At 60.9% G+C, this 24928-nt stretch carries 22 protein-coding genes and 1 riboswitch; of the genes, 7 read left to right on the plus strand and 15 right to left on the minus strand.

Annotation, left to right across the window (positions count from 1 at the left end):
* The 11 genes from VCB98_RS09300 to VCB98_RS09345 form a co-directional block, all read right to left on the minus strand.
* Nucleotides 1-2040, minus strand: a 2040-nt coding sequence (locus VCB98_RS09300) for a putative Ig domain-containing protein (RefSeq protein ID WP_346051975.1), incomplete at its 3' end; no start/stop codon positions are given.
* A 308-nt stretch (nucleotides 2041-2348) separates the two neighbouring features.
* Nucleotides 2349-2873, minus strand: a complete 525-nt coding sequence (locus VCB98_RS13955; protein WP_374729205.1) for a phage tail protein — start codon at nucleotides 2871-2873, stop codon at nucleotides 2349-2351.
* Between the two features lie 10 nt (nucleotides 2874-2883).
* Nucleotides 2884-3387: a phage tail protein gene (locus tag VCB98_RS09305; RefSeq protein ID WP_346051976.1), complete on the minus strand. Its 504-nt coding sequence runs from the start codon at nucleotides 3385-3387 to the stop codon at nucleotides 2884-2886.
* Nucleotides 3388-3399: 12 nt separating this feature from the next.
* The gene (locus tag VCB98_RS09310; RefSeq protein ID WP_346051977.1) at nucleotides 3400-3903 is read right to left on the minus strand and encodes a phage tail protein; all 504 of its coding nucleotides are present in this window, start codon (nucleotides 3901-3903) and stop codon (nucleotides 3400-3402) included.
* Nucleotides 3904-3942: 39 nt separating this feature from the next.
* Entirely contained in the window at nucleotides 3943-5553 is a 1611-nt protein-coding gene (locus VCB98_RS09315; protein WP_346051978.1) for an Ig-like domain-containing protein, read from the minus strand.
* Nucleotides 5554-5919: 366 nt separating this feature from the next.
* Nucleotides 5920-6177, minus strand: a complete 258-nt coding sequence (locus VCB98_RS09320) for a hypothetical protein (RefSeq protein WP_346051979.1) — start codon at nucleotides 6175-6177, stop codon at nucleotides 5920-5922.
* A gap of 96 nt (nucleotides 6178-6273) precedes the next feature.
* Nucleotides 6274-6990, minus strand: a complete 717-nt coding sequence (locus VCB98_RS09325) for a hypothetical protein (protein WP_346051980.1) — start codon at nucleotides 6988-6990, stop codon at nucleotides 6274-6276.
* A 2-nt stretch (nucleotides 6991-6992) separates the two neighbouring features.
* The gene (locus VCB98_RS09330; RefSeq protein ID WP_346051981.1) at nucleotides 6993-7442 is read right to left on the minus strand and encodes an FKBP-type peptidyl-prolyl cis-trans isomerase; all 450 of its coding nucleotides are present in this window, start codon (nucleotides 7440-7442) and stop codon (nucleotides 6993-6995) included.
* 247 nt (nucleotides 7443-7689) lie between these two features.
* Entirely contained in the window at nucleotides 7690-8982 is a 1293-nt protein-coding gene (locus VCB98_RS09335) for a M56 family metallopeptidase (RefSeq protein ID WP_346051982.1), read from the minus strand.
* Nucleotides 8979-9341, minus strand: a complete 363-nt coding sequence (locus VCB98_RS09340) for a BlaI/MecI/CopY family transcriptional regulator (RefSeq protein WP_346051983.1) — start codon at nucleotides 9339-9341, stop codon at nucleotides 8979-8981. The genes VCB98_RS09335 and VCB98_RS09340 overlap by 4 nt, the downstream gene beginning before the upstream one ends.
* Nucleotides 9342-9411: 70 nt before the next feature.
* On the minus strand, nucleotides 9412-9900 hold the full coding sequence (locus VCB98_RS09345; RefSeq protein ID WP_346051984.1) for a DUF6491 family protein: 489 nt from the start codon (nucleotides 9898-9900) through the stop codon (nucleotides 9412-9414).
* 114 nt (nucleotides 9901-10014) lie between these two features.
* Here VCB98_RS09345 and VCB98_RS09350 point away from each other — a divergent pair, with 114 nt between their 5' ends.
* Nucleotides 10015-11742 (plus strand): amidohydrolase, encoded by a 1728-nt coding sequence (locus VCB98_RS09350; RefSeq protein WP_346051985.1) that lies wholly within the window; start codon nucleotides 10015-10017, stop codon nucleotides 11740-11742.
* Nucleotides 11743-11821: 79 nt separating this feature from the next.
* Here VCB98_RS09350 and VCB98_RS09355 read toward each other — a convergent pair whose 3' ends face one another.
* Nucleotides 11822-12244, minus strand: coding sequence for a DUF2784 domain-containing protein (locus tag VCB98_RS09355; RefSeq protein WP_346051986.1), 423 nt, complete (start codon nucleotides 12242-12244; stop codon nucleotides 11822-11824).
* An 80-nt stretch (nucleotides 12245-12324) separates the two neighbouring features.
* Here VCB98_RS09355 and VCB98_RS09360 point away from each other — a divergent pair, with 80 nt between their 5' ends.
* A complete protein-coding gene (locus tag VCB98_RS09360) occupies nucleotides 12325-13044 on the plus strand; it encodes a lipopolysaccharide kinase InaA family protein (RefSeq protein WP_346051987.1) in 720 nt (239 codons plus the stop codon).
* Between the two features lie 260 nt (nucleotides 13045-13304).
* Here VCB98_RS09360 and thiC read toward each other — a convergent pair whose 3' ends face one another.
* Nucleotides 13305-15185: a phosphomethylpyrimidine synthase ThiC gene (thiC, locus tag VCB98_RS09365; RefSeq protein ID WP_346051988.1), complete on the minus strand. Its 1881-nt coding sequence runs from the start codon at nucleotides 15183-15185 to the stop codon at nucleotides 13305-13307.
* A 79-nt stretch (nucleotides 15186-15264) separates the two neighbouring features.
* Nucleotides 15265-15375: riboswitch (TPP riboswitch) on the minus strand.
* Nucleotides 15376-15535: 160 nt separating this feature from the next.
* On the opposite strand from thiC, the gene VCB98_RS09370 reads away from it, so the two are divergent.
* From VCB98_RS09370 to VCB98_RS09385, 4 genes are all read left to right on the plus strand, one after another.
* Nucleotides 15536-18409 carry a hypothetical protein gene (locus VCB98_RS09370; RefSeq protein WP_346051989.1) on the plus strand — a complete coding sequence of 958 codons (2874 nt, stop codon included), beginning with the start codon at nucleotides 15536-15538 and terminating at the stop codon, nucleotides 18407-18409.
* A 75-nt stretch (nucleotides 18410-18484) separates the two neighbouring features.
* Nucleotides 18485-19162: a protein-L-isoaspartate O-methyltransferase family protein gene (locus tag VCB98_RS09375; RefSeq protein ID WP_346051990.1), complete on the plus strand. Its 678-nt coding sequence runs from the start codon at nucleotides 18485-18487 to the stop codon at nucleotides 19160-19162.
* A 38-nt stretch (nucleotides 19163-19200) separates the two neighbouring features.
* On the plus strand, nucleotides 19201-19518 hold the full coding sequence (locus VCB98_RS09380) for a rhodanese-like domain-containing protein (RefSeq protein WP_346051991.1): 318 nt from the start codon (nucleotides 19201-19203) through the stop codon (nucleotides 19516-19518).
* A gap of 95 nt (nucleotides 19519-19613) precedes the next feature.
* Complete coding sequence (locus VCB98_RS09385) at nucleotides 19614-21068, plus strand: TolC family outer membrane protein (RefSeq protein WP_346051992.1); 1455 nt, start codon at nucleotides 19614-19616, stop codon at nucleotides 21066-21068.
* Between the two features lie 42 nt (nucleotides 21069-21110).
* Here VCB98_RS09385 and waaA read toward each other — a convergent pair whose 3' ends face one another.
* Together waaA and hldE are read right to left on the minus strand one after the other, a co-directional pair.
* Complete coding sequence (gene waaA / locus VCB98_RS09390; protein ID WP_346051993.1) at nucleotides 21111-22391, minus strand: lipid IV(A) 3-deoxy-D-manno-octulosonic acid transferase; 1281 nt, start codon at nucleotides 22389-22391, stop codon at nucleotides 21111-21113.
* 11 nt (nucleotides 22392-22402) lie between these two features.
* Nucleotides 22403-23776, minus strand: a complete 1374-nt coding sequence (gene hldE / locus VCB98_RS09395; protein WP_406672716.1) for a bifunctional D-glycero-beta-D-manno-heptose-7-phosphate kinase/D-glycero-beta-D-manno-heptose 1-phosphate adenylyltransferase HldE — start codon at nucleotides 23774-23776, stop codon at nucleotides 22403-22405.
* 177 nt (nucleotides 23777-23953) lie between these two features.
* On the opposite strand from hldE, the gene VCB98_RS09400 reads away from it, so the two are divergent.
* On the plus strand, nucleotides 23954-24892 hold the full coding sequence (locus tag VCB98_RS09400) for a lysophospholipid acyltransferase family protein (RefSeq protein WP_346051994.1): 939 nt from the start codon (nucleotides 23954-23956) through the stop codon (nucleotides 24890-24892).
* Nucleotides 24893-24928 lie beyond the last annotated feature (36 nt).

The raw sequence follows: 24928 nt of genomic DNA on the forward strand, positions 1-24928 counted from the left end.
ATCCGGCAGCGTTGGCGCACTCAGGCTCACCGGATCACCGTCCATATCTGTCACGGTCACTGGATAAAGATATTCCCCACCCTCACGGATCTCGGTTACCGGGGAGCTAGTGAATTCGGGCGGATTGTTCGCCTCCACTTCAATCCCGAAAGACTGGAGATCCTCACCTCCCCGGCCATCTTCCACCGAGAGCGACACGGAGTGAGTACCCACGGCATCATCGCCTGGCAAACCCTCAAGCAAGGCCGTCCCGTCCCCCTGGTCACTCAGGGTCAGCCAATCCGGAAGATCAGCGGCAGAAATAGATAGCGGATCATCATTGCCGTCCTCAGCGGTGACCAAATAACTGTACTCGACACCCTCAAAAGCTTCGGTAAGCGGGGAACTGGTAAACACTGGCGGGTCATTCTGAGCAATGACCAGAGTAAAGCCCTGATCCCTGGTTGCACCACGTTCGTCTTCCGCTTGAATAACGATACTGTAATCGCCGGCATCCCCCATCTCCGGACTGCCACTCAACAACCCCCGAGCCTCACCAGGCTCATCCATAGTTTGCGTCAGGGCCAACCAGGAATGGCTTGCAGAGGTCAGACTCAGACTAATGCGGTCATCATCTGGGTCGGTAACAACGATCTCGTACTCATAGCTCAGGCCTTCACCACCCTCTTCCACTGGACTGGATTGGAACTCTGGTGAGTTGTTCTCATTGATTGTAACTATAAAAATCTGATCATCCTGACCACCCCGCCCGTCATCCGCCCGTAATTCGACGGACCAGTCACCGGGCTCGGGAGGTGTTCCACTCAAAGTTCCCTCAGCGCTACCGGGTTCGTCCACATCTTGAGAAAAACTCATCCATGCCGGGCCTGCCTCAAGGCTCAGGGCAACAGTATCGCCATCTTCGTCAGTGGCTGATACGGTGTAATTGTAAATCCGCTGCTCATCGCCCTCTTTCACAGGCATGCTTGTGAACTCCGGCGATTGATTCTCCCGGACTGTTACCGAAAACGCCTGGACATCCTCACCACCCCTGCCATCCGCAGCTTCTATCTGAACATCATGCACACCGACATGCGCCCCCCCTGGAGTGCCATAAAGCAATCCGGTGCCGTCACCGTTATCACTAAAACTTAACCATGCAGGCATAACTGGTGCTGATAGGCTAATTGGGTCGCCATCCGGGTCAGTTGCCGCTACCTCATACTCATAGAGGAGGCTTTCATCGGCCTCGGTAACCGCATGACTTGTAATTTCTGGCGGCAGATTGGCTTCAACAGAAACTGTAAAGCTCTGCACTGCCTCGCCCCCTACTCCATCCTCCGCCAGGATTTGAACACCGTGGTCACCGACGTCAGCATCACTCGGGGTACCCCATAACTCACCAGAACCATCACCATTGTCGTCGAAATTCAGCCAAGCTGGGAGCGAAGTCGCCGACAAGCTAATGGGATCTCCATCAGGGTCGCTCACGGAAAGGATGTATTCATAAAGCACAGCCTCACCTGCATCGGTCACCGGTGAAGTGTCGAAGCTGGGCGATCGATTGATAAGCAGTGCTGTTGACCCTGACTGACTACCATCAAAATCGTCACTGCCGGAGAAGTTTGCTTCGAAGGCCTGGCTACCGCCTTCCGTGGGGTGCAAGGTACAGCCGCCTTCGCCATCATCATCCAAGACAGCATCGCAGCCATCTCCGCCACCTCCCACAGTCACTGACTCTCCGGTCGGAACGGGCCCACCTTCGGGGTCGGAGTCGACAGAAACTCTCACATCGACAGACTCCCCAAACTGAATATGAGAGACCGAACCCCCATCCTGCTCGAAACCCTCTATGGAGGTCTGTGTCAAGACAGAAGCCACGGGAACCTGCGTAGAAGAAATCACATCCGCGAAGCCGCTGCCGGAGACAGTCGTAACACTATCCACATCATCCTCTCCGGAGGGAAAATCTGCAGCAACCTGGGCCCGGAACCGGACGGTCACATTTTTGCCCGCCTCAAGTTCTCCCACTTCAACCTGTACAGTTTCGCTGTCAGCCATTGCGGCGGTCGCATAAAACACCAAGGGAGCCAGAACCACGGCAGCTATCGCAGCACGCCATAACTTGCATCTGAACCAGCCGAATCTTCGACGTATTATCATACTGGCACTACTCCCTGGCCAACTATGCCACTGACCATGCAAGCCAAAACTTACTCATCCGGTTTCCACCGGGACGAATTGATGATCCCAAGATCCGCGACCCATTTTTAAAAACACGCGGCGAACGCCAATTTATCTAGCTGACACCATTACACGGTAGAGGCAAGAACCAGACAATGGGACACCCATAATAGAACGGCGATGCATCATGGTCTCGGTGGAAAAATACCCGTCAGGGCAATACAGAAATTCATTATCAGATATGGTTGGCGATTCTCGTGCGGCCTTCCACCACCAGCTGGCAACAAACAACTTGGGTCGAGTGATGCATTGGGCGCACCTTCCTGAAACAGACTACCGCCTTGTGATCCGACACGGTTATCCACCGGGTCATTAGTATTGGCACTTGGATTGCGTCCGCTGGGCACGGTCAACAATTCGTGGCGATGTGGCGGCAATCCCGACTCAGTAATACTCACTGCGGTCTCGCCACCTGATTCACCCAGGTTCCGGGGACTAAGGCCAGGCCCATGCCCGAGCCCCAATGGCACTTTCGCTCTCAGATCGGGCAACGCGAAGCTTGTTCGCCCGTCGCCACCGTAAGTCGTACCAATAACGGCAAAAAGCGGGGTATACTGGGAAACCGGCATGACTCGGCCATCACAAGGTGCCCACCCATTAGGTGGAAAATCAAATCCTAGCAAGCGTATCTCGCCGATAAATGGATCCATAAATACCCCCTTAGTCCTCTGACGGCCAGACACCCGTAAGGGCGATAATAAAATTTACGCATAAAAACGGCATCATATTCTCATGCGGCTGGCCACCGCCGGTATGGCCAATACTTGAATCGGACATGCCCACATCCGGCTGGCCCAGGTTGGCGTAAAGATTGACACTGGCATCTCGCCCCAGGACATTAGAGCCTGGCGCACCCTTGTCCGCATTATCGGACCCGGCCCTGAGCGTATGACTGTGCTCTGGAAGCTGCTGCCTACTCAGGCTGACCGTTTCGTCACCACCGCTGTGCCCCTGCGGAAGTGATTGCGATCGGTGAAGAGGCAGCCTCCCCCGTAGGTCGGGCAGTGCGAAAGTCTCTTCACCATCGCCGCCATATTCAGTCCCAATCAACATAAAAAGAGCGTCATAATCCTTGATCGGTAACACGCGTCCATCACACACCGCCCAGCCACGCGGCGCGAAATTCCCACCAAAGATTCGAATTTCCCCCAAAAATTGATCCACAGTCTTTCTCCCTCAGGGTCGGCTTGGATAAATCCCAACCAGCGCTATACAGAAATTCAAAGCCAGATACGGCTGCATATTGCTGTGCGGCTCACCCTGCCCCACCTCAGTCACCATGCCATCCCCCATGGGTAGATCGGCAGAACCACCCGTATAAATAGATTGATCATCAATAGCTGCGAAGAGCTTGCCCTCAGGATCATTGCTACCTCCCGCATTGGATGTAGCCTGAATCGTATGACTGTGGGCGGGCATCTCGACAGTTGAAAGGGTGTGAGCTGCCACACCACCGCGCTCTCCGATCTCATTATTCTTGCTTAGGTTGACCGGAACCCGCCCCCTTAGATCTGGAACCCTGAAATTGCTGTGTCCATCTCCACCGTAGCGAGTTCCGAGCAATGCAAAGAGAGCCTGGTTCTGGTTGACCGGGAGACTAGATCCATCACAGAACGCCCAACCCTTTGGTGGGCGGGGAAAGCCCATCAGTCGAATCTCTCCGAGGTAAGGCTCTGGCATAATAATCACTCCTACCGTAATTACTGGAAGATTTGACGACTAGCTCTGATCTTCTGGCGTCATACACACTCCATTGGTGAAGCTTCCTGACTGAGCCGGAAAGGTCACCGCATTATCGTCTGTAGTGAGCACGCGGACTTGAGTGCCCCTTTCATCCCTGAGCTGGATATGATTCTCAACCGAGTCGTGGTCATCACCCCCCAGGTCCTGAATCTGCATGGGGGGAAAATCTGGCGAGAATCGATTGATAAAGTACTCTGAAGCATCTTCTGGAGTAGAAAGGTTTGCGTCCTGGACATGAATATTATTGGTGCCGAAATTGATGCAGAAGTCTAATATCGGGTCATCAAAATCTTCACTATTCATGGTAGGCAAGATGCCGTCGATGAAATCGAGATCACCCCCGTCTCCGCGCAATCTCACATGATTACCGGCCAGCACCATATGCAAAATCGATCTATTGGCAGTGGCGCTGATACCCGATACGAACTGACCCGCCATATCTGAATCAATTTCGTTGTCTTCAATCCGCATGACCAGAGTACTTCGACCCCGAGCTTCGATAGTGATTGCCTGTTCCACCCAGGGCTCTTCGTTCCCAATGGGACCATTGCCACTGATTTCGCCCCATATTTCCGCCTGACTGCCGGTTTGCACACTAATTAGATGCCGGGGCGAACCCGCAGGCTCTGTCGTCTCAATGAAGGGATTATCTGTAATGTCGACTCGGCCGGATACGGAGGAGCCGCTCACGCGAACATCAATCAAAGGCTCATCAGCTACCTGCTGACCACCGGGCACGGCTTCGAAACGATTGTTATGAATTCGAATATTGGAGGAATCAGTGACTTGCACGGCGCGCGGCAGTGTGGTCCGAACGGTCAGACCACTAATCTCCGAGTTGGACAACATGGTAATGACGGCATCCGCCGAGCCAGCCCCTCTAAGCACCGGTCGATCGCCGGGCGGGACAATCTCATTGCCATCCATCACAAGACCCTCTCCCTGTCCGACCAGGCGCTGTCCTTGCTGAAGGCTTACATTTTCGATGTAGTCGTCGCCGGCGCAGATAAAGATAAGCCCCTCGCTAAGCGCAGATACTGCATCGCCAATATTCTCATAGTCAGCACTGTCACACTGAGAAACTCCAGTATCAGAGCGGTTGCTGACATAGATCACTGGCTCGATCACCTGTAAGTCGACCGTTGCCGTATCGCTAAGCCCATCGCTGGACTCGAGGGTATAACTAAAGCTGTCGCTCCCCTCGTAGCCTGAGGGAGGCGTGTACTGAAAACTGCCATCATCGTTGAGATCCAGGCTACCACCCTGATCACTGACACTATCGGAGTCTTCGACATTCACAGCTAGCGAAGGGGGGCTGCCGCCAACAGGGTAGAGTGATCGGTCATTGGAGAGCAGGCCGCTACTGGCATCAACCGACAGGGGCTGATCACGATGACCGATATAGTCGTCATCCACCGCAATTGGAGAGATCTGGATAGAATCACTGTCGAGATCAAGATGGGGGTGCAGGTCTTGATTGATCTCCACAGCAACAGCGTTGCCGTCACCCACGTTCTGAATCTCTGCAGCAAATTCCACCGTGTCACCGCGGCGGACCTGCTCATCCCCGGCGACATCTATGACCAATTCGTAACTACCATCAATGACGATATCTGGCTCTCCCAGCAGAGGAGCCCCAAACAGGAGAAGCGGCAGAGCCGTAAGCGATGCTAGAACCAAGCGTGAAGCAAGACAGCGAGGATACAATCTCGGAGTAGACATCCCTCCCCCTCAATATAATTCAGAATTGGCAAATTCTTGAGGGGCAGGGAGACTAAATAGGCAAGAAAATTACTTTCTCACGTCCCTATGATGGAATGCATATCCATGATACGAAGCCGTCCACCACAAGCCATGCGTAGCCAGTGTGGAGGATTGCAACATCACATAATCCCCAAATACCTAGTCAAACTATAGCAAACAAATCCGGCATTACCAGCCTTGTAATCAAATTCACTTCGGCATGGCGTAAAGAATCATTCCCGGGAGGGCCAGACCAAAGGCAAGCCCGGCAGCAATGACGAAGCTGAAGCCCGGTGTGATATTGATCAGGTTAAACCCCGTAGCAACCATCTCTACCAGCAAACCCGCACCGGCCACGATCACGGCAATTTGGGCTAGACGGCGGACACGCGCATCAGCATCGCGCCAGACCATCACTGAAAAGCTGATGAGGGCACCAATAGCAACTACGACGAGAAAGGCAGTCATCACAAAACTCCTTGTCCCCCCTCAAGAACAGGAATAGGCTCTCCTCCCAAGTTTGGGGATACTAGCCGGAAACTTGGGGATTTGCCAGCGCCGCCCTCAGGATTCAAGGGTTGCCGGATGACATCCCTTTACCATAAGCCCGCTGCCACACCAGCAGCCATCTTCGGGATTCAGACGGGAGGGATCAGGCAAGTCACGTTGATCCTCTCCGATACGGAAGGCGCCAAGGCGGCGGCGCCCATCATAGCGATAATGGGCATAGGGGCCATCGGCATCCACATAGTGGAGAAACAATTGCACCCAGACATCGCCGTGGAACGGCTCTCGCCAGTGGGAAAGCGCAGCACCGCGGTAGACCATCAGATCGCCGGGCTCCATGCTCACCGCGCTGGGCCCGTCGGGGCCTTCAATCCAGATCGGCCAGTCGCCTGCCCCAGGCCCCTTGCCGACATGCATGGTGACGCTGAATTCGCAGGAGGGTCGGTCCCGGTGGGGCCGGAGCTGGGAACCGGCCTGGTAGATTCGGAGAAAGGAGTAGCAGGGCTCCAGCCGGCGGCCGGTAATTTCAGAGACCAGGGGCGTCAACTGGGCAAGAATCGCCTCGCCGAAAGCATCGGCATAGCGGCCTCGCGCCTGATAGGCCGGCTCCGGCATCCAGTAATCGTCTCGCTGCATCAATGCCGACTGGGCATACAGCATGGCGGCATTGCGACCGATGACCTGCCGCGCCAGCACATAACCGCGCTCCCGAAACCCGCCCCGCAGGGCCTGTATCCGGTCACGCTCCGCTGCTTGTCGGGCTTCAACGCTCATGCTCAATCCGACTGGTCGTGAATCTCAATGAGCTCCACGTCGAAAACCAGCATGCCTTTGGGGGCATCGGGACGGTCGGGCCGCTCGTCGTAAGCCAGCTCCCCCGGAATCCAGAAGCGTCGCTTTTCCCCTTCGGTCATGAGCTGAAGACCTTCAACCCAACCCTCAATCAATTGCCCTAGTGGAAAGGTATTGGGCTCGCCGCGGACCACGGAACTGTCGAACATTTCCCCATCGGTCTGCCAGCCGCTGTAATGGACCGTGATCTGGTCCTCCGGCCGAGGATGACGATCACCTTGCCCCTCGGAAAGAACAATCCAGGCCAGACCGGAGTCGGATTGCTCCGCTTCCGGGGGTGGCCCCTCGACGTTCTCCGGCACCGGCGGAACGTCACCGTTATCCGCGCCGTGCTCGGCACAGGCAATCAGGCCCATCAGAGCCAGAACAAGCATCGATAATCCAAGACAGCGCATTGTGATACCTCACCACTCGAGGGAGCTGAATCAGTCCCGGCGTACCCGGGTGACTTCATCAAAGTCTTCCCTGAGAAGACCAGTCCGATTGAAGGTCACAATATACCTTCATGCTGGTTTCAGAAGAAATCCCCTTCTCGGCCTGGCGTGGGGAGCGGAAGCGGGGGAAGATCGCGGATGAATCCGCCACGGGAGGAATTCATCCGCGATCCAGGCTGGGGCGGATTCAGTCCTCGTCGAGACGGAAGTGCATCGTCTGGCGCACCCGCCCCGGTCGGCGTTCACCGTCTGTGCTGCGCAAGGGGGAGACCCGCCATTGACTGAAGGCTTCGCGAGCTGCTTCTTCGAAGACCCCCTGGGGTTCGGCCTCCACGACCTGGATATCCACCAACTGTGATGACTGAACGTCCTCAATGTCCGGACGGACCGTGGCCTCCAGCACCACGTAACCTTCAATGCCCTGGATCACCGCATTTCTTGGGTAGGCCGGGGCCACCATAACGATCGGTTGGAGCGAGCTCGGGTGGTCCTTTTCGGGGTCCACCTCGCTTAAAACCACCAACTCCTCGGAGTCACTGGCCAGAGAACCGTCACTGTCGGTTCCGGCGATCACCATCCCGGACAAAAACACGGTGGCGAACACAATTGAAAGACCAAACGGCCAGGGCAGTCGCCCCCCTTTGCTATCCGCAATCATCATAATTCTCTCCCTCAGCGAGCCGCGTGACATCCAGCCAAAACCCAGTTGGTGCGGCTCAAGACCACTGGAGGCACAAAGCAGTCGGGCGTAATGGACCCGGTCGCGATTGGGAATCCGGGCCAGGGCTGATTCATCCGCAGCCAGTTCCTGGTCCCGGCGAATCCGGAACCAGACCAGATGAACCAGGGGATGGAACCAGAACAAGGCCCGTGACAGCAGCAACACGCCATTCCAGAGGCTATCGCCGTGGCGCAGGTGGGCCATTTCATGGGCCACCGCCAGGTGCAGATGGGCCCTCAGCTCCGGCGAGATGCGGCTGGGCAAGTACAGGCGGGGATAGAGAACCCCAAGCAGCATGGGCCCCTCGCAGTGACGGCTGCGACGCACCGGCAGCCAACCGGGGACACCGGCGTCACGCAGGATGGTCATCAACTCCGGGGACACGCCGCCTTCCCGACCACGGCGCAGGGCCAGCTCAAATCGACCCTGGCGCCAGAGCAGGAATGCGGCCATGAACAGCGCGCCGATTGCCCAGATCAGGAGTAGCCCAGGCAGCAGCATGCCCACAGCCGCTGCGGACTCTCCGCCGGCGGGCCCGGCGGCAGAGCCCGGTGACACGGTGACGGCGGGGAGACTAACCGTGAATGTGGACGGCCACTGCGGCAGGGGCAGCACGGCCGGCAAAAGCAGCAACCAGGCCGCGTAGGCGGTCCGGGCATTGCAGTAATGACGAAGAAGCCGTGACAGGAGCCAGGCCAATGGAATCAGCCAGCTAAGATGGATGACCGACTGCAGCAACCAATCAGTAAGCATGCTCATGAATCCATCTCCTCAAGCAGGGCGAGAATCTCCCGACGGTCTTGCTCGGAAATGGATTCATTACTGGCAAAGGCCGACACCAGGGGGGCCAGGCGGCCATCACAGTGCTTGCCAATTAGCTCACCGGTCTGCTGTCGAAGCCATTCCTCTCGGGCCAGACAGGGCCAATAGTGATACTGACGCCCTGCCTTCTCCCGGCGCACCGCACCCTTGCGGTGCAGCCGGTCGAGCAAGGTACGGATCGTCTTCGGACTCCAGTCCTCATGGGCGGAAACCGCTTCCACCACTTCTCCGGAACCCAGAGGCTGGGCCGCCCACAGGGCCTCCATGACGCGGACTTCGGCATCGCTGATTTTCATATGACGTGGACCACAGTTGTAAGCCTACCCTTAAGACTACAACCGTAATCCACAATGTCAAGCCCTGGAATCAGCGTCGCAGAAACCGGTCCTGCACGCCCATGTCTTCCAGCTCCTTGACCAGGGCGTCCCGATCGATGGGAAAGATGCGGGTGATTCGACAGCGCTGATCGCCGATCCGTATCCGATCCCCCTGTGAAAGCAGGTTTCGGCTTCGCTGCTCGATTATTAGGCGCTGCCCCCCGGGATAATTACCCACCCTGCCATGCAGGTCCCCCGGTCGTTGACCGAGGGGGCTGGGCCCGCGAAAGGCCTCGTCACAACCCACGGCCAACTCCAATAAATAGTAATTGCCCCGCCGATTGCGCACGGCGATATGCGTCCCACCCACCGGCTTCCAGGCATCGACCCGGGAAAAGGTCGTACTGCTGCTGCTTGAACCGGCGTGGGCCTTGTACGCCTCATTGGTCCGCTCTCGCTCCGAGCGCTCGCCAGTGCTCGCACAGCCCCCAAGAACCAGCAATACCGATAACAGCAGAAAAACCCATCGCTTTTTCATAACGTGCCCCTCCTCAAAAATTGACAAGCCACCTTGCTCGGCCCGGCAAAGCCACTACACTCCCCGGAGACCCCGAATCATCACCGAGTCTAGCGGAATCACAAGGAGAGCCGCATGCGGGATTCAAATGTTTTGACCTCGATCAGCCTGGCCTTGTTCGCCAGCCTGCTGATGGCCTGCGAAGCAGATCCAGAGTTGGCAGGGGAAGATCGACCGACTGCAGACCTGGTGATCCATGGCGCGCCGGTGTGGTCGGCGGACAGGGAGGGCGATGCCGACGCGGTGGCGGTCCGTGGTGACAGGATTCTTGCGGTGGGTGAGCACCAGGACCTGGCGGCGCATATCGGCCCTGATACCCGCGTGATCGAAGTCAATGGCGGCCGCATTGTCCCGGGTTTCATTGACAACCACACCCACTTCAACCGCGCCGGTGAACTGCTGCTCGGTATCAATCTGCTTGCCGTTTCCGATGACGTCGGCTTCCGCCAGGAGCTGGACGAGGCCCACCGGCGGATGCCCGCGGATAGCTGGATCACCGGCGGCCTGTGGGGCGCCTACGAGGCCTGGGAGCACGGTGACGGACAGGTCGATGGTGAACCACCGGCCGATGCCTACAATCCCGACGGCGAAATCGTGGAAGCGGTTGTCGATGACCGCCCGGTGCTGCTTTGGAACTGGGACGAAAGCCTCTGGCTGGCCAGCCGCGCAGCTCTGGAGCACGCCGGTTTTGACTGCGAGACGGAAGGCGTGGAATGCCGCAATGGCGAACCCAGCGGTCGCCTGTCACCCGCAGCCGGCGAGACTCTGCGGGACAAGGTGCCCGAGAAGCCTTTCGAGCAGCGACTGGCCGAAGCCGAAGTGGCCCTGGAGCGGCTGCGTGAACAGGGGGTGACCACCATCCACGACATCACCACCCCGGAACAGCTCAAGGTCTTTCAGCACCTGCACCGCGAGGATCGGCTCACCACCCGCGTCTACGCCCGCCCTACCCTGGATCGCTGGGAGGCCCTGGCGGCAGTCGGCATCACCCACGGCTTCGGTGATCCCATGTTGCAGATTGGCGGTCTCAAGGGCTTTGTGGACGGCATCATGGGCAATTCCACCGCGCGCTTCCATGAGCCCTATGAACATATCGATTCTCGCGGCCAATGGCGGGACATGATGTACCCCGAGGGCAATATGCTGGAACTGCTCAAGGCTGCTGATGCCGCCGGGCAGTGGCCACAGGTCCATGCCATCGGTGACGAGGCCATCGACCATCTTCTGGATCTCTATGAAAAGATGATCGAAGCCAATGGCCCCGCCGACCGGCGTCTGCGGGTGATTCATACCCAGGTCCTGCGTGATGCCGATGTGGCCGAACGCATGGCCGAAATGAATCTGATCGCGGAGATGCAGCCCTTCCACGCTATCGACGACATGCGCTGGATGGAGGAACGCATCGCGGATCGATCGCGCTGGGCCTACGCCTTCCGCACCCTTGATGAGGCCGGCGTCATGCTCAGCTTCGGCAGCGACTGGCCCGGCACCAACGCCTCCTGGTATCCGGCCAATCCCATGCAGGGCATCTATGCGGCAGTGGTTCGAAAAACCCTGGATGGCGAGCCCGAGGGCGGCTGGTACCCCGAGGAGCGCATTGACCTGGAAACCGCGCTCAAGGCCTACACCGCCAACAATGCCTACGCCGAGGGGAATGAGAATCTCAAGGGACGGCTTGAGCCCGGCATGCTCGCGGATATCGTGGTGCTGGAAGAAGACCCTTTCGCCGTGGATGAGATGGCGCTCAAGGACATCGAAATTAGACTCACCGTCGTCAATGGTGAAATCGTATTTGAGCGCTAGGAATCAAATGTCGCTGGATCCCGGGTCGCTTTCAAGCGCTCCCGGGACCCAGCGACCAGATCGGGTGACAGGACCGGGGCTAGCGCCGCTTGGGCGAGCGTGGAGGAATCCACCACCAGGTCAGGGCCACCAGAAAGGCGAAGCCGGTGTACATCAGCAGAAATACCCATGCGGGCAGGTCGTAGTAGATGAGCTGGCCGAGCCAGAACTCGACAAAGCCCCGGTCATGCGGCGACTGGCCAGCCGCGCGCCGTAATTCATGCTCCCACACGGTGAGAGGACAGAGCTCGCCAAGCCAGGCCTGCACGGCCACATAGACCACCAGCAGCAGGTGGCAGATCCGCACCCAGAATCCCCGTACCCAGCGCCAGCCCAATAGTCCACCCACCATGATCAGCAACTGGCCCAGCACCGCGAACAGGACGATGCCGGCATGGATCAGCAGAACCACATCGGCCCACAGGCCCGGCGCGGGGATGGACTGGTATATGTCAGCGTTCATGGCCCTTCCTCCTCCAGCGAGCGCAATTTGCCGCACCGCTGGTATCATTCAGCCTACCATCCAGACAGCGGAGTCCGGGCTTGAGAAGAAAACTGCTGATCGAAAAGCAATGGCAGGACCTGGAAGGCCTGGACTCACTGCTGCGGGAGCTCCCGGATATCCCCGAGTCCCGGATCACTCACCGGCTCAAGGACAAGGCCATGAGTCTGGTGGCGCGCCTGCGACTGGGCGACCAGGAGATGGTGGCCAAACGCTACCGCTGTGCCACGCCCATGAAGCGCTGGACCCGGGCCGTTCGCCGCTCCAAGGCCTGGCGTTCCTGGTGGGCCTGTGGCCGACTGGCCGAGTTGGGGATTCCCGCCATGGAGCGAGTCATCTGCTTCGAGCACCGGGTCGGCCCGCTGCAATTCGACCCGGTCTTTATCGGCACCTGGGTTTCGGGCCCCAATATGATCGAGCACCTCACCGCCGAGCACATGAACGAGGCCCGGGTACTCGCCGATGCCCGCGAAATCATCGCCCGGGTAGGCCGCATCCATGCCGCGGGGCTGGCCCATGGGGATCTCAACTGGACCAACATTCGTTTTTCCGAGCGGGGTCCGACCTTTGTGGACCTGGATGACACACGCGCCTACCGCCCGGGACCGCGCCGGGACTATCGCATGACGCGGGACTGGCGTGTGCTGATCTACAACTGGCGGGATCGGCCGGAGATGGCCGAACTCTTCCGCGAACTCGTCCGCGAGCACCTGGGCGATGCCGCCTATGAGCGCGTCATGGCACGGCCTTTTCGGAGCTGAGGATCGGTGGGGGAGTGGCTTCGAGTTGGCTAGGACCCTGCGATGTCGGTGACGGGGGGCGTTCCGGCTTCGGTCCTGGTGCTATCCGGAGGCTTTTAATCGCGAATAAATTCGCTCCTACGGTGCCATTAGCGTATGCCGATGCCGCCGTAGGAGCGGATTTATCCGCGATTTCAACGGCCGGAATCGAAGCCAACCATACTTGGCAAAAAATACCCGACTGAACCGCCAACAAAGTCAGCGGTCCAGCCGGAGATCAATCAGGCCTTGCGATACAAGTCGCCGCCGGTCTCCCGGAACTCCTCGGCTTTCTCCTTCATGCCCTCTTCCAGAGCCTGTTCGGCATCATTGAGACCCTTCTCGTCCGCGTACTCACGGACTTCCTGACTGATGCGCATGGAGCAGAACTTCGGCCCGCACATGGAACAGAAATGGGCCACCTTGGCCGAGTCCTTGGGCAGGGTCTCGTCGTGGTATTCCCGGGCCTTTTCCGGATCCAGGCCGAGATTGAACTGATCCTCCCAGCGGAACTCGAAACGCGCCTTGGACAGGGCATTGTCCCGAATCTGGGCGCCGGGATGGCCCTTGGCCAGATCCGCTGCATGGGCCGCGATACGATAGGTAATGATGCCCTCGCGCACGTCCTCTCGATTGGGCAGCCCCAGATGCTCCTTGGGGGTGACGTAGCAGAGCATGGCCGTGCCGTACCAGCCGATCATGGCCGCGCCGATCCCCGAGGTGATGTGGTCGTAACCGGGGGCAATATCGGTGGTCAGCGGGCCCAGGGTGTAGAAAGGCGCTTCGCCGCAGTGCTCCAGCTGCTTGTCCATGTTTTCCTTGATCAACTGCATGGGCACATGGCCGGGGCCCTCGATCATCACCTGGCAATCACGCTCCCAGGCGATCTGGGTCAGCTCACCCAGGGTTTCCAGCTCGGCAAACTGGGCCTCGTCATTGGCATCCTCGATGGAGCCCGGCCGCAGGCCATCGCCCAGGGAGAAGGCCACGTCATAGGCCTTCATGATTTCGCAGATTTCCTCGAAGTGCTCGTAGAGGAAACTTTCCCGGTGATGAGCCAGGCACCACTTCGCCATGATCGAGCCGCCGCGGGAAACAATGCCGGTGCGGCGCTTGGCGGTCATGGGCACATAGGGCAGACGTACGCCCGCGTGGATGGTGAAGTAGTCCACGCCCTGCTCGGCCTGCTCGATCAGGGTGTCACGGAATATCTCCCAGGTCAGGGCCTCGGCCTCGCCGTTGACCTTCTCCAGGGCCTGATAGATGGGCACGGTACCCACCGGCACTGGCGAATTGCGGATGATCCACTCGCGGGTTTCGTGGATGTTCTTGCCGGTGGACAGATCCATGATGGTGTCCCCGCCCCAGCGGGCCGACCAGACCATCTTCTCCACTTCCTCGGCAATCGACGAAGTCACCGCCGAGGTGCCCATGTTGGCGTTGATCTTGACCAGGAAATTGCGGCCGATGGCCATGGGCTCGGATTCGGGGTGATTGATGTTGTTGGGGATGATCGCCCGGCCGCGGGCCACTTCGTCCCGAACGAACTCAGGCGTGATCTCGGCCGGAATGGCGGCGCCGAAGGACTGGCCCGGATGCTGATGGCCCAGATTGGAATCGGCCAGCTCCGCCCGCTTCATGTTCTCGCGAATGGCCACGAACTCCATCTCGGGGGTAATGATGCCCTTCTTGGCGTAATGCATCTGGCTGACATTATGGCCGGGCTTGGCGCGCAACGGTTTGCGCCGGTTGTCGAAGCGCAGTCCGTCCAGGCGCTCGTCCTCCAGCCGCTTTCGCCCGTATTCAGAGGTGGGCCCGGACAGCTCCTCGGTGTCACCGCGCTCGGCAATCCAGGCCGCGCGCAGGGCCGGCAGGCCACGGGTGAGGTCGATCTCGGCCTCCGGGTCGGTGTAGGGCCCAGAGGTGTCATAGATGTAGATGTCGGGATTGGATTCGACACCGAACAGGGCCGGGGTCTCATGCTGGCTCACCGCCCGCATGGGCACCCGAATGTCTTCCCGGCTGCCGGTGACATAGACCTTGCGGGAGCCCGGGAAGGGCCGCGTGGATTCTTCCTTGAGTTCGGCGGTGCGGAGTTTGAGATCTTTCGGTATGGCGCTCATGGTTCGGACCTCCAGTGGTCTTGCCGATGGAGATCCGGGCGAGGCTCAGAAATGGCGGGTAGTCCCCGATCCGCCAATGCGGGCGAATCGCTCCATTCCCTGCGCCGGCATGACCCGGATCAGGTTCGTGGGGTTTCCGCGCATTCCAGCGGTCTCTCAGCCCCTTGTCGGGACACCCCCATGGACGGGCGCCAGAGTGGCATCAGCCGGCCCCGGAATCAAGTCAGACAGGTCACTTGCCGGCGGTCGGGCTGCCATCGCTCCAGACGCTTTTTCGTGAACCAGGTCACAGCATCGCCGGTCCTCCCCGCGTAGGGTTTTCAGCCCCATTGCAATCGCCGGAGTACACCATGCATTTCGATGCGCCACAGAATCTGTTGTCACGAATCCGCCTCTGTCTTGTGATCCTGCTGCTCTCGTTGGCCGTTAGCCTGGCTGCCTGTGGCGGCAGTTCCAGCAGCGATAGCGATGACGGCGGTGACAGCCCCGGCAATGGTGACAATGGCGATGACGGGGATAACGGCGATGACGATGACGACGGCGATGACGATGATGATGCCGTCAGCAGTCACGAGCTCGCCGTCACTGTGGAAGGCTTGGCGCCGGGACAACAGTTGGTGCTCCGCGAAGGCGATCAGGAAATCGTGCTGAGCGAGAACGATACCCCGGTGGCCTTCCCGGAACCCATTGAGGCGGGAACGGCCTTCTCGGTCGAGCGAGTGGAATCCCCGGACGAACAGGCCTGCGACCTGCCGGGGGCCGATGGCGAGATGCCCGAAGAGGACCTGACCCTGGAAGCCCTGTGCCATGATGCGCCGGCGATTTTCAGTGCTCACACCCGTCGGGGCGAGATCCTGCTGGATTGGGCCGACGGCAGCGCCTTTGCCGATGCCGACCAGGTCGATGTCTTCTGGGAGTCTCAGGACGATGCCGGCCTTGGGGATCAGGCAAACAATGTCAGCCCACCCTTTGCCATCGACGGCCTGACCATCGGCCATGACTGGACGGTGGGCGTACGGGCACATTACGGCAACGCCAGCGTGGCAACCCGAGTCGATCGGCGGGTAGCCGAGCTCGGCTTTGCGGGCCCGGTCCACGTCCTCAGAAGCCTTGCCGATGGGGGGTTGCTGATCGGTGGCGAGTTTGCCGGCACGGGGCTGGTCAGCGGTGCCGTAGCAAGAATGGATCAAAGGGATGCGGCCCTGCAGCCCTTCCCCGAAATCACAGGCGAGATCCAGACCCTGGCCGTCGGCCCGGACGGGGACGTTTTCCTCGGCGGCGACATGCGCCTGCCCAGCGAGGAGACGGCCTACCTCATCAGGGTCACGGCCGACGGCAATCTGGATAAGGACTGGGCCCCGGCAGCCGATGCCCCGGTCCGGCACCTGGAGTGGCTGGATGAGGACCTGGTGGTGGCCGGCGAATTTCAAGGCCTTGATGGGGATAACGCCCATGCCTACCTCAGTGTCCTGGACAGCGATGGCAACCCCCTGCCCCAGTGGGCCAATACCAGCCCCGGCGGCCCGGTAAGCACCACCACCGTTTTTGCTGACCACCTGGTGGCCGGCGGTGAATTCCAGGGTGAACCGGCCGGTGATTTCCTGGCCGCCTGGACCCTGGAGGGGGAAGCGGCGGATATTGCCGCCGCCGACGGGCCAGTAGAGACGTTGGCGAGCTGGGGCGAGCGGCTCATGGTTGGCGGCTTTTTCTCCGCCATCGACGGCAGCGACCGGGATTATCTCGCCGCCCTGAATACTTCCCTGGAGCTGGATGACTGGTCGGTGGAGGTGCGCGGCCCGAATAGCGACGATTATGAGGGCCTCCCCCCCCTGCCGGCGGTGCGCAGCCTGGCAGTGCATGACGATGACCTGATTGTCGGCGGCAGCTTCGGTGAGATCGCTGGGGAAACCCGCCGCAATCTGGCCCGAATCAACTCCGAAGGAGAAACGCAGGCCTGGAATCCGGCGCCCGATCACATCGTTGATCACATCCTGGCCCACGAAGGCGACCTGATTGTCGGGGGGAATTTCCGCGACATCGGCCGACTGGACCGGCCACTGCCCACGGATCATTACCGGGTGGCTCACCTCGCCCGGCTGTCGTCAGACGATCTCGACGACGACGGCCGCCCCCTGGTTCGAGAGGATTTCGCCCTCGGGGCCGACGGGGCGGTGCTGGCCGCGGCGGTGGCTGATGACAGCCTGGTTCTTGCCGGCCGCATGAGCAGCATCAGCTACTGGCTGGATGGAGCCAGCGGCATCACCGTGCTGGACGGCCAAGGACGACTGAAGACCGACCTGAATCACTTTCTGGGCGGCGGCGGTGTTCGCGATATCCGGGTTGATGAGGACTGGGCCTGGGTGGTCGGCGATTTCGAACGCTTCAGCCACCCGGCGATTTCCCAGACCCGGCAGTTCGCGGTCCGCCTGGATCACGAGTTTGAACCGGACCCGGACTGGCGTATTCCCCGACCCAGTGAAGGCGGCCTGCTCAGCACTGACCACAGCGACAGCCATCTGATCCTGGGCGGCGATTTTGACGGCTTCGTCCTGCAAGGCTCAGTCGACCGGCTTGCGGCCATGGATGCCAACGGCAACCTCGACGGTGGCTGGCGTATGGGCGATGGCCCCGATGGACGGGTCCGTGATGTGCACGTCCTGGGCAATCGGGTCCATGTGGCCGGTGAGTTCAATGCTGTCCGGGAAAACGATGAAGACGAAGTCCGGCAGGGTCTGGCCGCCTTTGACGCCGGCACCGGCGAGCTCCTCGGCTGGGCACCGGGCAGCGAAGAAGGGGCACGCATGACCCGGATCGGCGACGAACTGGCCCTCGCCTGGCGAGAAAACGGCAGCTGGCGTCTGGGGCTGGACGACGGTGAGGGTGACGGCGATGCCATCAGCAGCGACTTCCGGGCGGACGGTCGCATTACCGGGCTGAGCCATATCGACGACGGCATCGTTGTCTTTGGTCGCTTCGAGAATCTGACCGACGATCAGGATCAGAGCCATACCCGGGACGGTATCGCCCTGTTGCAGGTTGAGAACGGCAGCCTGGTGATTGCGCCTTTCCAGCCACCCCAGCTGCTAAGCGCCAGTGGCCAGAGCGCGGCCCTGGAAGCCGCCGCCGGCGACGCCTCGTTGATATGCCTTGGCGGCTCCTTCCAGCGCCAGGGGGAAAGGCCAGCAGCCAACTTCCACTGCTTTGAAGACGCGGACGGGGGCTGAAGACACTTGCCTTGCGGGGGCCGCCGCCTTATCCTTGGCGGCCCCCGAAGCCGCCTCTAACGCAGACCAAAAGCCATGGAACAGACGCCGTTTAGCCTGCAGACCGACCGTGAAGCCCGCCACCTGATGGTGGAACATCAAGTCCGCGCCTGGGAAGTCCTTGATCCTCGGGTGCTGGAGGTGATGGAAACCGTGCCGCGCGAGGACTTCGTGCCCTCAGCCTATCGCGCACTGGCCTTCTCCGAGGCCAATATCCCGCTGGACCATGGCCAGATCATGATGCAGCCCAAGGTCGGGGGCCGCGTGCTCCAGGCAGTCAATGTGCAGCCGGGCGACCGGGTGCTTGAGGTGGGCACGGGCAGTGGTTATCTGGCCGCCTGCCTTGGCGCCCTCGGCGGACAGGTGCTGAGCGTTGACTGCTTCGAGGATCTGGTCAAACAGGCCGAAGCCAACTGGAAGGCGACCGACACCAAAAAGGTTCGTGGTCAGGTCCAGGAATCCAGCACCCTGGAGTGGACCGATGAACGCTTTGACGTCATCGTGGTTACCGGCTCCATGCCCAGTCTGCACAACAGCTTTCGGGAAAAACTGACCGTGGGCGGACGACTGTTCGTGGTCACCGGCCGCGCACCGGCCATGGAAGCACAGCTGATCACCCGCATGGCCGAGGATGACTGGGCCCGGGAGCATCTCTTTGAAACCAATCTGCCGGCCCTGTTGAACGCCTTCGACCCGCGCGTGTTCGAGCTCTGACGCCGCCCACTGCCACCCGCGGAGAGGGGTGCAGTCCAATGCAAGAATTGCCCGCCCGAGAGGCCCACAAGCTGCTGCAATCCGGCCAGGCCAGCCTGCTGGATGTCCGTGAGCCATCCGAGCTGGCCCTGGCGGCTGTGGACGGGGCCCTGCACATTCCGCTCGCCCAGCTTCCCCAGTGCCTGGATCGTATCCCACGCCAACGGCCACTCATCGTCATGTGCCACCACGGCGTCCGCAGTGCCATGGCGGCCGACTTCCTGGAACGACAGGGCTTTGAAGATGTCTCCAATCTTCTGGGTGGCATCGACGCCTGGTCACAGGAAGTGGATGACGACATTCCCCGCTACTCATGAGGGCTGAAATGCCGGCCCATGATCCACTGACTTGCATTTTTCAGATCAGCTGATATAGTCACCTACAACACCAAATCGCATAAGGAGTCGTGACCATGTCACTTCGGCCATTGATCCTCGCGCTGTGCCTGCTCGGCCTGTCGGCCCCTCTCGCCGAGGCACAAGCCGAGTCTGAAATGATGAACCTGCTGCAGATCTACGAGCTGGCAGTGGAGAATGATCCGGCCATCAGGGAGGCCCGCGCCAACCGTGACGCCGCTCGCGAGGCCTACCCCCAGGCCAGGGCCAACCTCCTGCCCCAACTGTCACTGACGGTCTCCTATCAGGACCGCACCCGGGAAAGACGAGTGAGCCAGGCTGGACAGGTGCCGCTGGATGCGGCGCGCTCCGACGACACCACCACCACTTACTCACTCGATCTCAGTCAGGTCATTTTCGACTGGGGCGCCTTCCAGGGAATGGGCCGGGCCCAGGCTGAAGTGGCGGCCGCGGAGGCCGACTTCGAAGCCGCCATGCAGGATTTGGCCATCCGTACCGCGGAAGGCTATTTCGACCTGCTCGCGGCCCTGGATCAGCTCGCCTCGTCTGAAGCCAACGAGGAAGCCATCCTGCGGCAGCGGGACCGGGCTGAACGCCGTTTCGAAGTCGGTCTGGTGGCGATCACCGATGTCCAGGAGGCTCGCGCCGCCTACGACCAGGCCGTTGCCGACCGAATCAGTGCCGAACGCAATGTGAATGTCTACCGGGAGCGGCTGAGGGAGATCATCGGCATTTACCCTGGGGAGATCGCCGCCCCCATCGATGACATGGACCTCCAGTTGCCCGTCCCGGCGGACCCCGAAGCCTGGGTCATTCAGGCACAGGCCAACAATCTCAATGTGGTGGCGGCACGCTTTGACCTGGAGGCTGCCGAGAAAAGCCTCGCCCAGAGCCGGGCCGGTCACTATCCCACCCTCGAGCTGACCGCCAGTTATTCGGATGTTGAAAGCAGCGGCGAGACACGTATCGACGAACAGGATTTCAGACAGCCGGATTTCTTCGAGCAGGAACTTTACCAGTTCCAGGTACAGCTCAATGTGCCCTTGTTCTCCGGCGGACGGGTCAGCTCCCAGACCACGGAAGCCCGTCAGCGCATGCTGGCCCAGACCAGCCGAGTGGAACGTCTGGCCCGCCAGGCCGAGCGGGAAGCGCGGGATGCCTATCTTGGGGTGCATTCGGAGCGTTCACGGGTGCGCGCCCTCGCCCAGGCGGTGGAGTCGAGTCAAACCGCATTGACTTCCACCCAGGCGGGCTTTGAAGTCGGTACCCGAACCACCGTCGATGTGCTGGACGCCCGTCGGGCCCTGTTCGAGGCCCAGACCAGCTACGCCCGCTCCCGCTACGACTTCCTGCTGAACAAGATGCGCCTGCGGGTCGCCACCGGCGCCCTCAATGCCAACGACATCATGGAAATCAACGCCCTGCTGGGTGCTTCGCCCGGGGCGATGGTCGATGATGAGGAAATCGATCCCGAAGAGCTGGACATGGAAGGGCTTGAGCCCCGCACTTAAAAGCTGGCCGAGACCCGTCGGGCCTTCCCATGGAAGGCCCGGCTAGGTCAGCAGCTCCTCACCCATCAAGCGAGCCAGGCGAGTCACCAGGCGGTCCACAGCCCCCCGATTGGCTTCAATCACTTTCCAGCCTGCCGCCGCCTGGCGGGCCCGGGCTTCACCGTCCGCCAACAGTTCACTGACCCTCGCGGCCAGTTCATCCGCGCCGCCCACCCGGCGAACGGCACCCGCCCCCATCAGCAATTCCGCCACATCCATGGCGTTGTCATGGTAGGGGCCGGTGAGGACGGGCACACCCAGGGCCACGGGCTCCAACAGATTGTGACCGCCCACCGGCACCAGGCTGCCGCCCACGAAGGCCACGTCCGCGGCCGCATAGAAGGTCATCAACTCGCCCAGAGTGTCGACGATATAGACATCGACTCCATCGGCCGATTGCTCGGCACTCCGCTGCGCCGACACCAGGCCACGGGCCTTGACCAGTTGGCGCAGGGCAGCGCCCCGTTCAGGATGACGCGGTGCCAGCACCAGGACGGCATCACCATGATCCTGGCGAACCTGCTCGAAGGCGTCCAGGATCTGCTCGTCTTCACCTTGCCGCGTGCTGCCGGCAATCCAGACCGGCCGGTCCCCAAATAGGCTCCGCCGCAAGCCGGTGCCCCGCTCGGCCACGGAACTGGAGGCATGGAGATCAAACTTCACATTACCCATGGTCTCCACGCACTCAGTGGCGGCACCCAAGGCCCGGAAGCGCTCGGCATCGCCATCACTCTGAGCCGCAATCAGATCAATGCGGGAAACGGTTTCCGCCAGCAGTCCACTGAGACGCTGATAACGACGAAAGGCCCGCTCACTCAATCGGGCACTGCCAAGCATCAGCGGTATGCCACGCGCATGCACGGCATGGAAAAGATTGGGCCAGAGTTCGGTTTCGGTCACCAGGAGAGCGGCGGGGCGGACCCGGTCCAGGAAGCGGTTGACCGGCCCGGGCAGATCATAGGGCAGGGTCAGACAAATCACGCGGTCGCCTGCGGATTCGGCCAACCGCCGGGCACCGGCGGCGGTAAAGGTGGTCACCACCAGGCGCCGGTCCGGCATGGCATTATCCAGGGCACGCAACAGGGGCAAGGCCGCCTGCACCTCGCCGACACTGGCCGCATGAACCCAGATGGGCCCATCACCGGCAGGTCGATCTTCTACCCAACCCAGACGCTGCCGCCAGGCATCGCCCAGCCCCGCCTGGCGTCGGGCCCGCCATTCCAGATAGGGGAAGGCCACCGGCATCAGCGCCGCCAGGGCGGCATTGTAGAGCAGTCGACTCATGTCAGCGCTGTTCAGCTTTGCTCACGCCCGCTTGCCCGGGCAAGGATGGCACTGGTGGAGAGACCATCGATGAAGTCCAGCACCCGAACCTCGCCCCCGTTTCTCACCACGCAATCATGACCGGCAATATCTTCGGGCCGGTAGTCTCCTCCCTTGACCAGTAAATCCGGCAGAAGTTTGCAAATCAGGTGTTCCGGCGTGTCGTCCGAGAACGGCACCACCCAGTCAACCGCTTCCAGGCCGGCCAATACACTCATGCGCTGGGCAAGGGGATTGATGGGGCGCTGTTCGCCTTTCAGGCGGCGGACGGAATCATCGTCATTGACCGCCACCACCAGACGATCACCCAGGGCACGCGCCTTGCGCAGATAACTCACATGCCCGGCATGCAGAATATCGAAACAGCCGTTGGTCATGACCACCCGCTCCCCCCGCTCACGGGCATGGTGGATGGCATGTTCCAGAGTATAGGCATCCATCACCGCCGCCTCCGGCGCACCGGCATCGTGCATGGCCAGACGCAATTCCGAGGGCGTCACGGTCGCCGCCCCCAGCTTGCCCACCACCAGTCCGGCGGCAAGATTGGCCAGACGAGCAGCCGCTGCCAGATCTTCACCGGCGGCAAGCATCCCGGCCAGCATGGCGATCACGGTGTCGCCGGCACCGGTGACATCAAACACTTCACGGGCCCGCGCCGGTAGGTGCAGGGGATCGAAGCCGGGCCGGATGAGCGTCATGCCCCGCTCACTGCGAGTCACCAGCAGTGCCTGCAGATCCAGGGTCTGCACCAGCAGCTCGCCCTTCTCCACCAGGGTCTGCTCATCCGGGCAGGCCCCCACCACGGCCTCAAACTCGCCCAGGTTGGGGGTCAGCAATGTGGCACCACGGTAACGACTGAAGTCTGTGCCCTTGGGATCGACCAGGACCGGCAGGCCACGGTCGCGGGCCAGGCGGATCAGGGTTTCCACGCCGGACAGGGCGCCCTTGGCATAATCCGACAGCACGACCACATCGCCGTCACCCAGGCTGCGCTCGAATGCCTTTTCCAGATCAGCGGGCGCCGCGGCCGGCCGGGCATCCTCGAAATCCAGACGGATCAGCTGCTGGTTACGACTGATTACACGCAGCTTGGTAATGGTGGGGCGATCCCAGTGGCTCAGGCGATGACCAATGCCGGCAGCATCCAGGCGCTCGGCAAGACATTCACCCGGCTCGTCGCGGCCCACGCAGCCCAGCAGTTCGGTTTTCACCGACAGGGCGGCCAGATTCAAAGCCACATTCCCCGCACCCCCCGGACGGGCCTCCTCGGCATCAACCCGCAACACCGGCACCGGTGCCTCGGGCGAAATTCGCCCGGTCGGACCCTGCCAGTAGCGATCCAGCATCACATCACCCAGGACAATCACCCGGGCGTTGGCGAAATCCGGCAGCTCCACGCGAAAACCCCTTTGAATGCGGTCCAATCAGGGCGGGAATGATAGCACGGGGCAAGCGGTTTCCGCGGCTGACCATGCACAGCCACCGTGCTCAACAGGCCTGACGCGAAGCGCTATAATCCGGTCATGTCAAAAAAAGAGCCGACCCCGCCCCGCCTGCCCCTATCCCCGCTCTACTGGCCCGCCTGGCTGGGACTGGGCCTGCTTCGACTGCTCTTGCTGCTGCCCTATCCCCTGCTGGTGGCGATGGGCCGGACACTCGGTCGTGGCCTGTATTACCTTGCCTGGCGCTGGCGGCTGTTCACCTATGCCAATCTGCGCCGCTGCTTCCCGGAAAAATCCCGGTCCGAACACCGTCGACTGGCAAAGGCTCATTTTCAATCGGTCGGCGTGGGTATCTTCGAGCTTGGCCTGGGCTGGTGGGCCTCCGACCGCCGTCTGCGGCGACTGGTGGAGGTCCGGGGTCTGGAACATCTGGAGGCCGCCAAGGCCCAGGGCCGGGGTGTGCTGATCATGAGTGCCCACTTCACCAGCTTCGAGATCGGTGGCCGCCTGCTGGGCCTGTTCACCCCCTTTCACCTCATGTACCGGCCCAACAAGAACCCGGTACTGGAATACGTGGTGCATCGCTCAAGACGCCGCCACTTCGATGGCGTCATCCCCAGCGACAGCATCCGGCAACTGATGCGCCGACTGAAGGAAGGCCATTGCGTCTGGTATGCCCCCGACCTGGCCTACACCCGCGGCAACCACGCCATGATTCCCTTCTTCGGCCTGGCGGCGCCCACCAATACCGCCACCGCCCGCATTGCAAAGGCCACCGGCAGCCCGGTGGTGCCCTTCTACCCGGAGCGCCTGCCGGGTGCCCGTGGCTACCGCCTGCACCTGCTGCCGGCCCTGGAAGACTTTCCCGGCGACGACCCGGTGGCCGACACCGAAAGGACCACCGCCATCCTGGAAGAGCAGATCCGGCAGATGCCCGAGCAATACTTCTGGTCCTTCGACCGCTTCAAGACCAAACTCCACAAACGCTGGCGCAAGGCCCGTTATCTGGGTGGACGATGAACATCACCAGGTAGAAAGAAAAATGCATCCTCGCGG

Source organism: Natronospira elongata (assembly GCF_034931365.1).
Taxonomy (GTDB): Bacteria; Pseudomonadota; Gammaproteobacteria; order Natronospirales; family Natronospiraceae; genus Natronospira; species Natronospira elongata.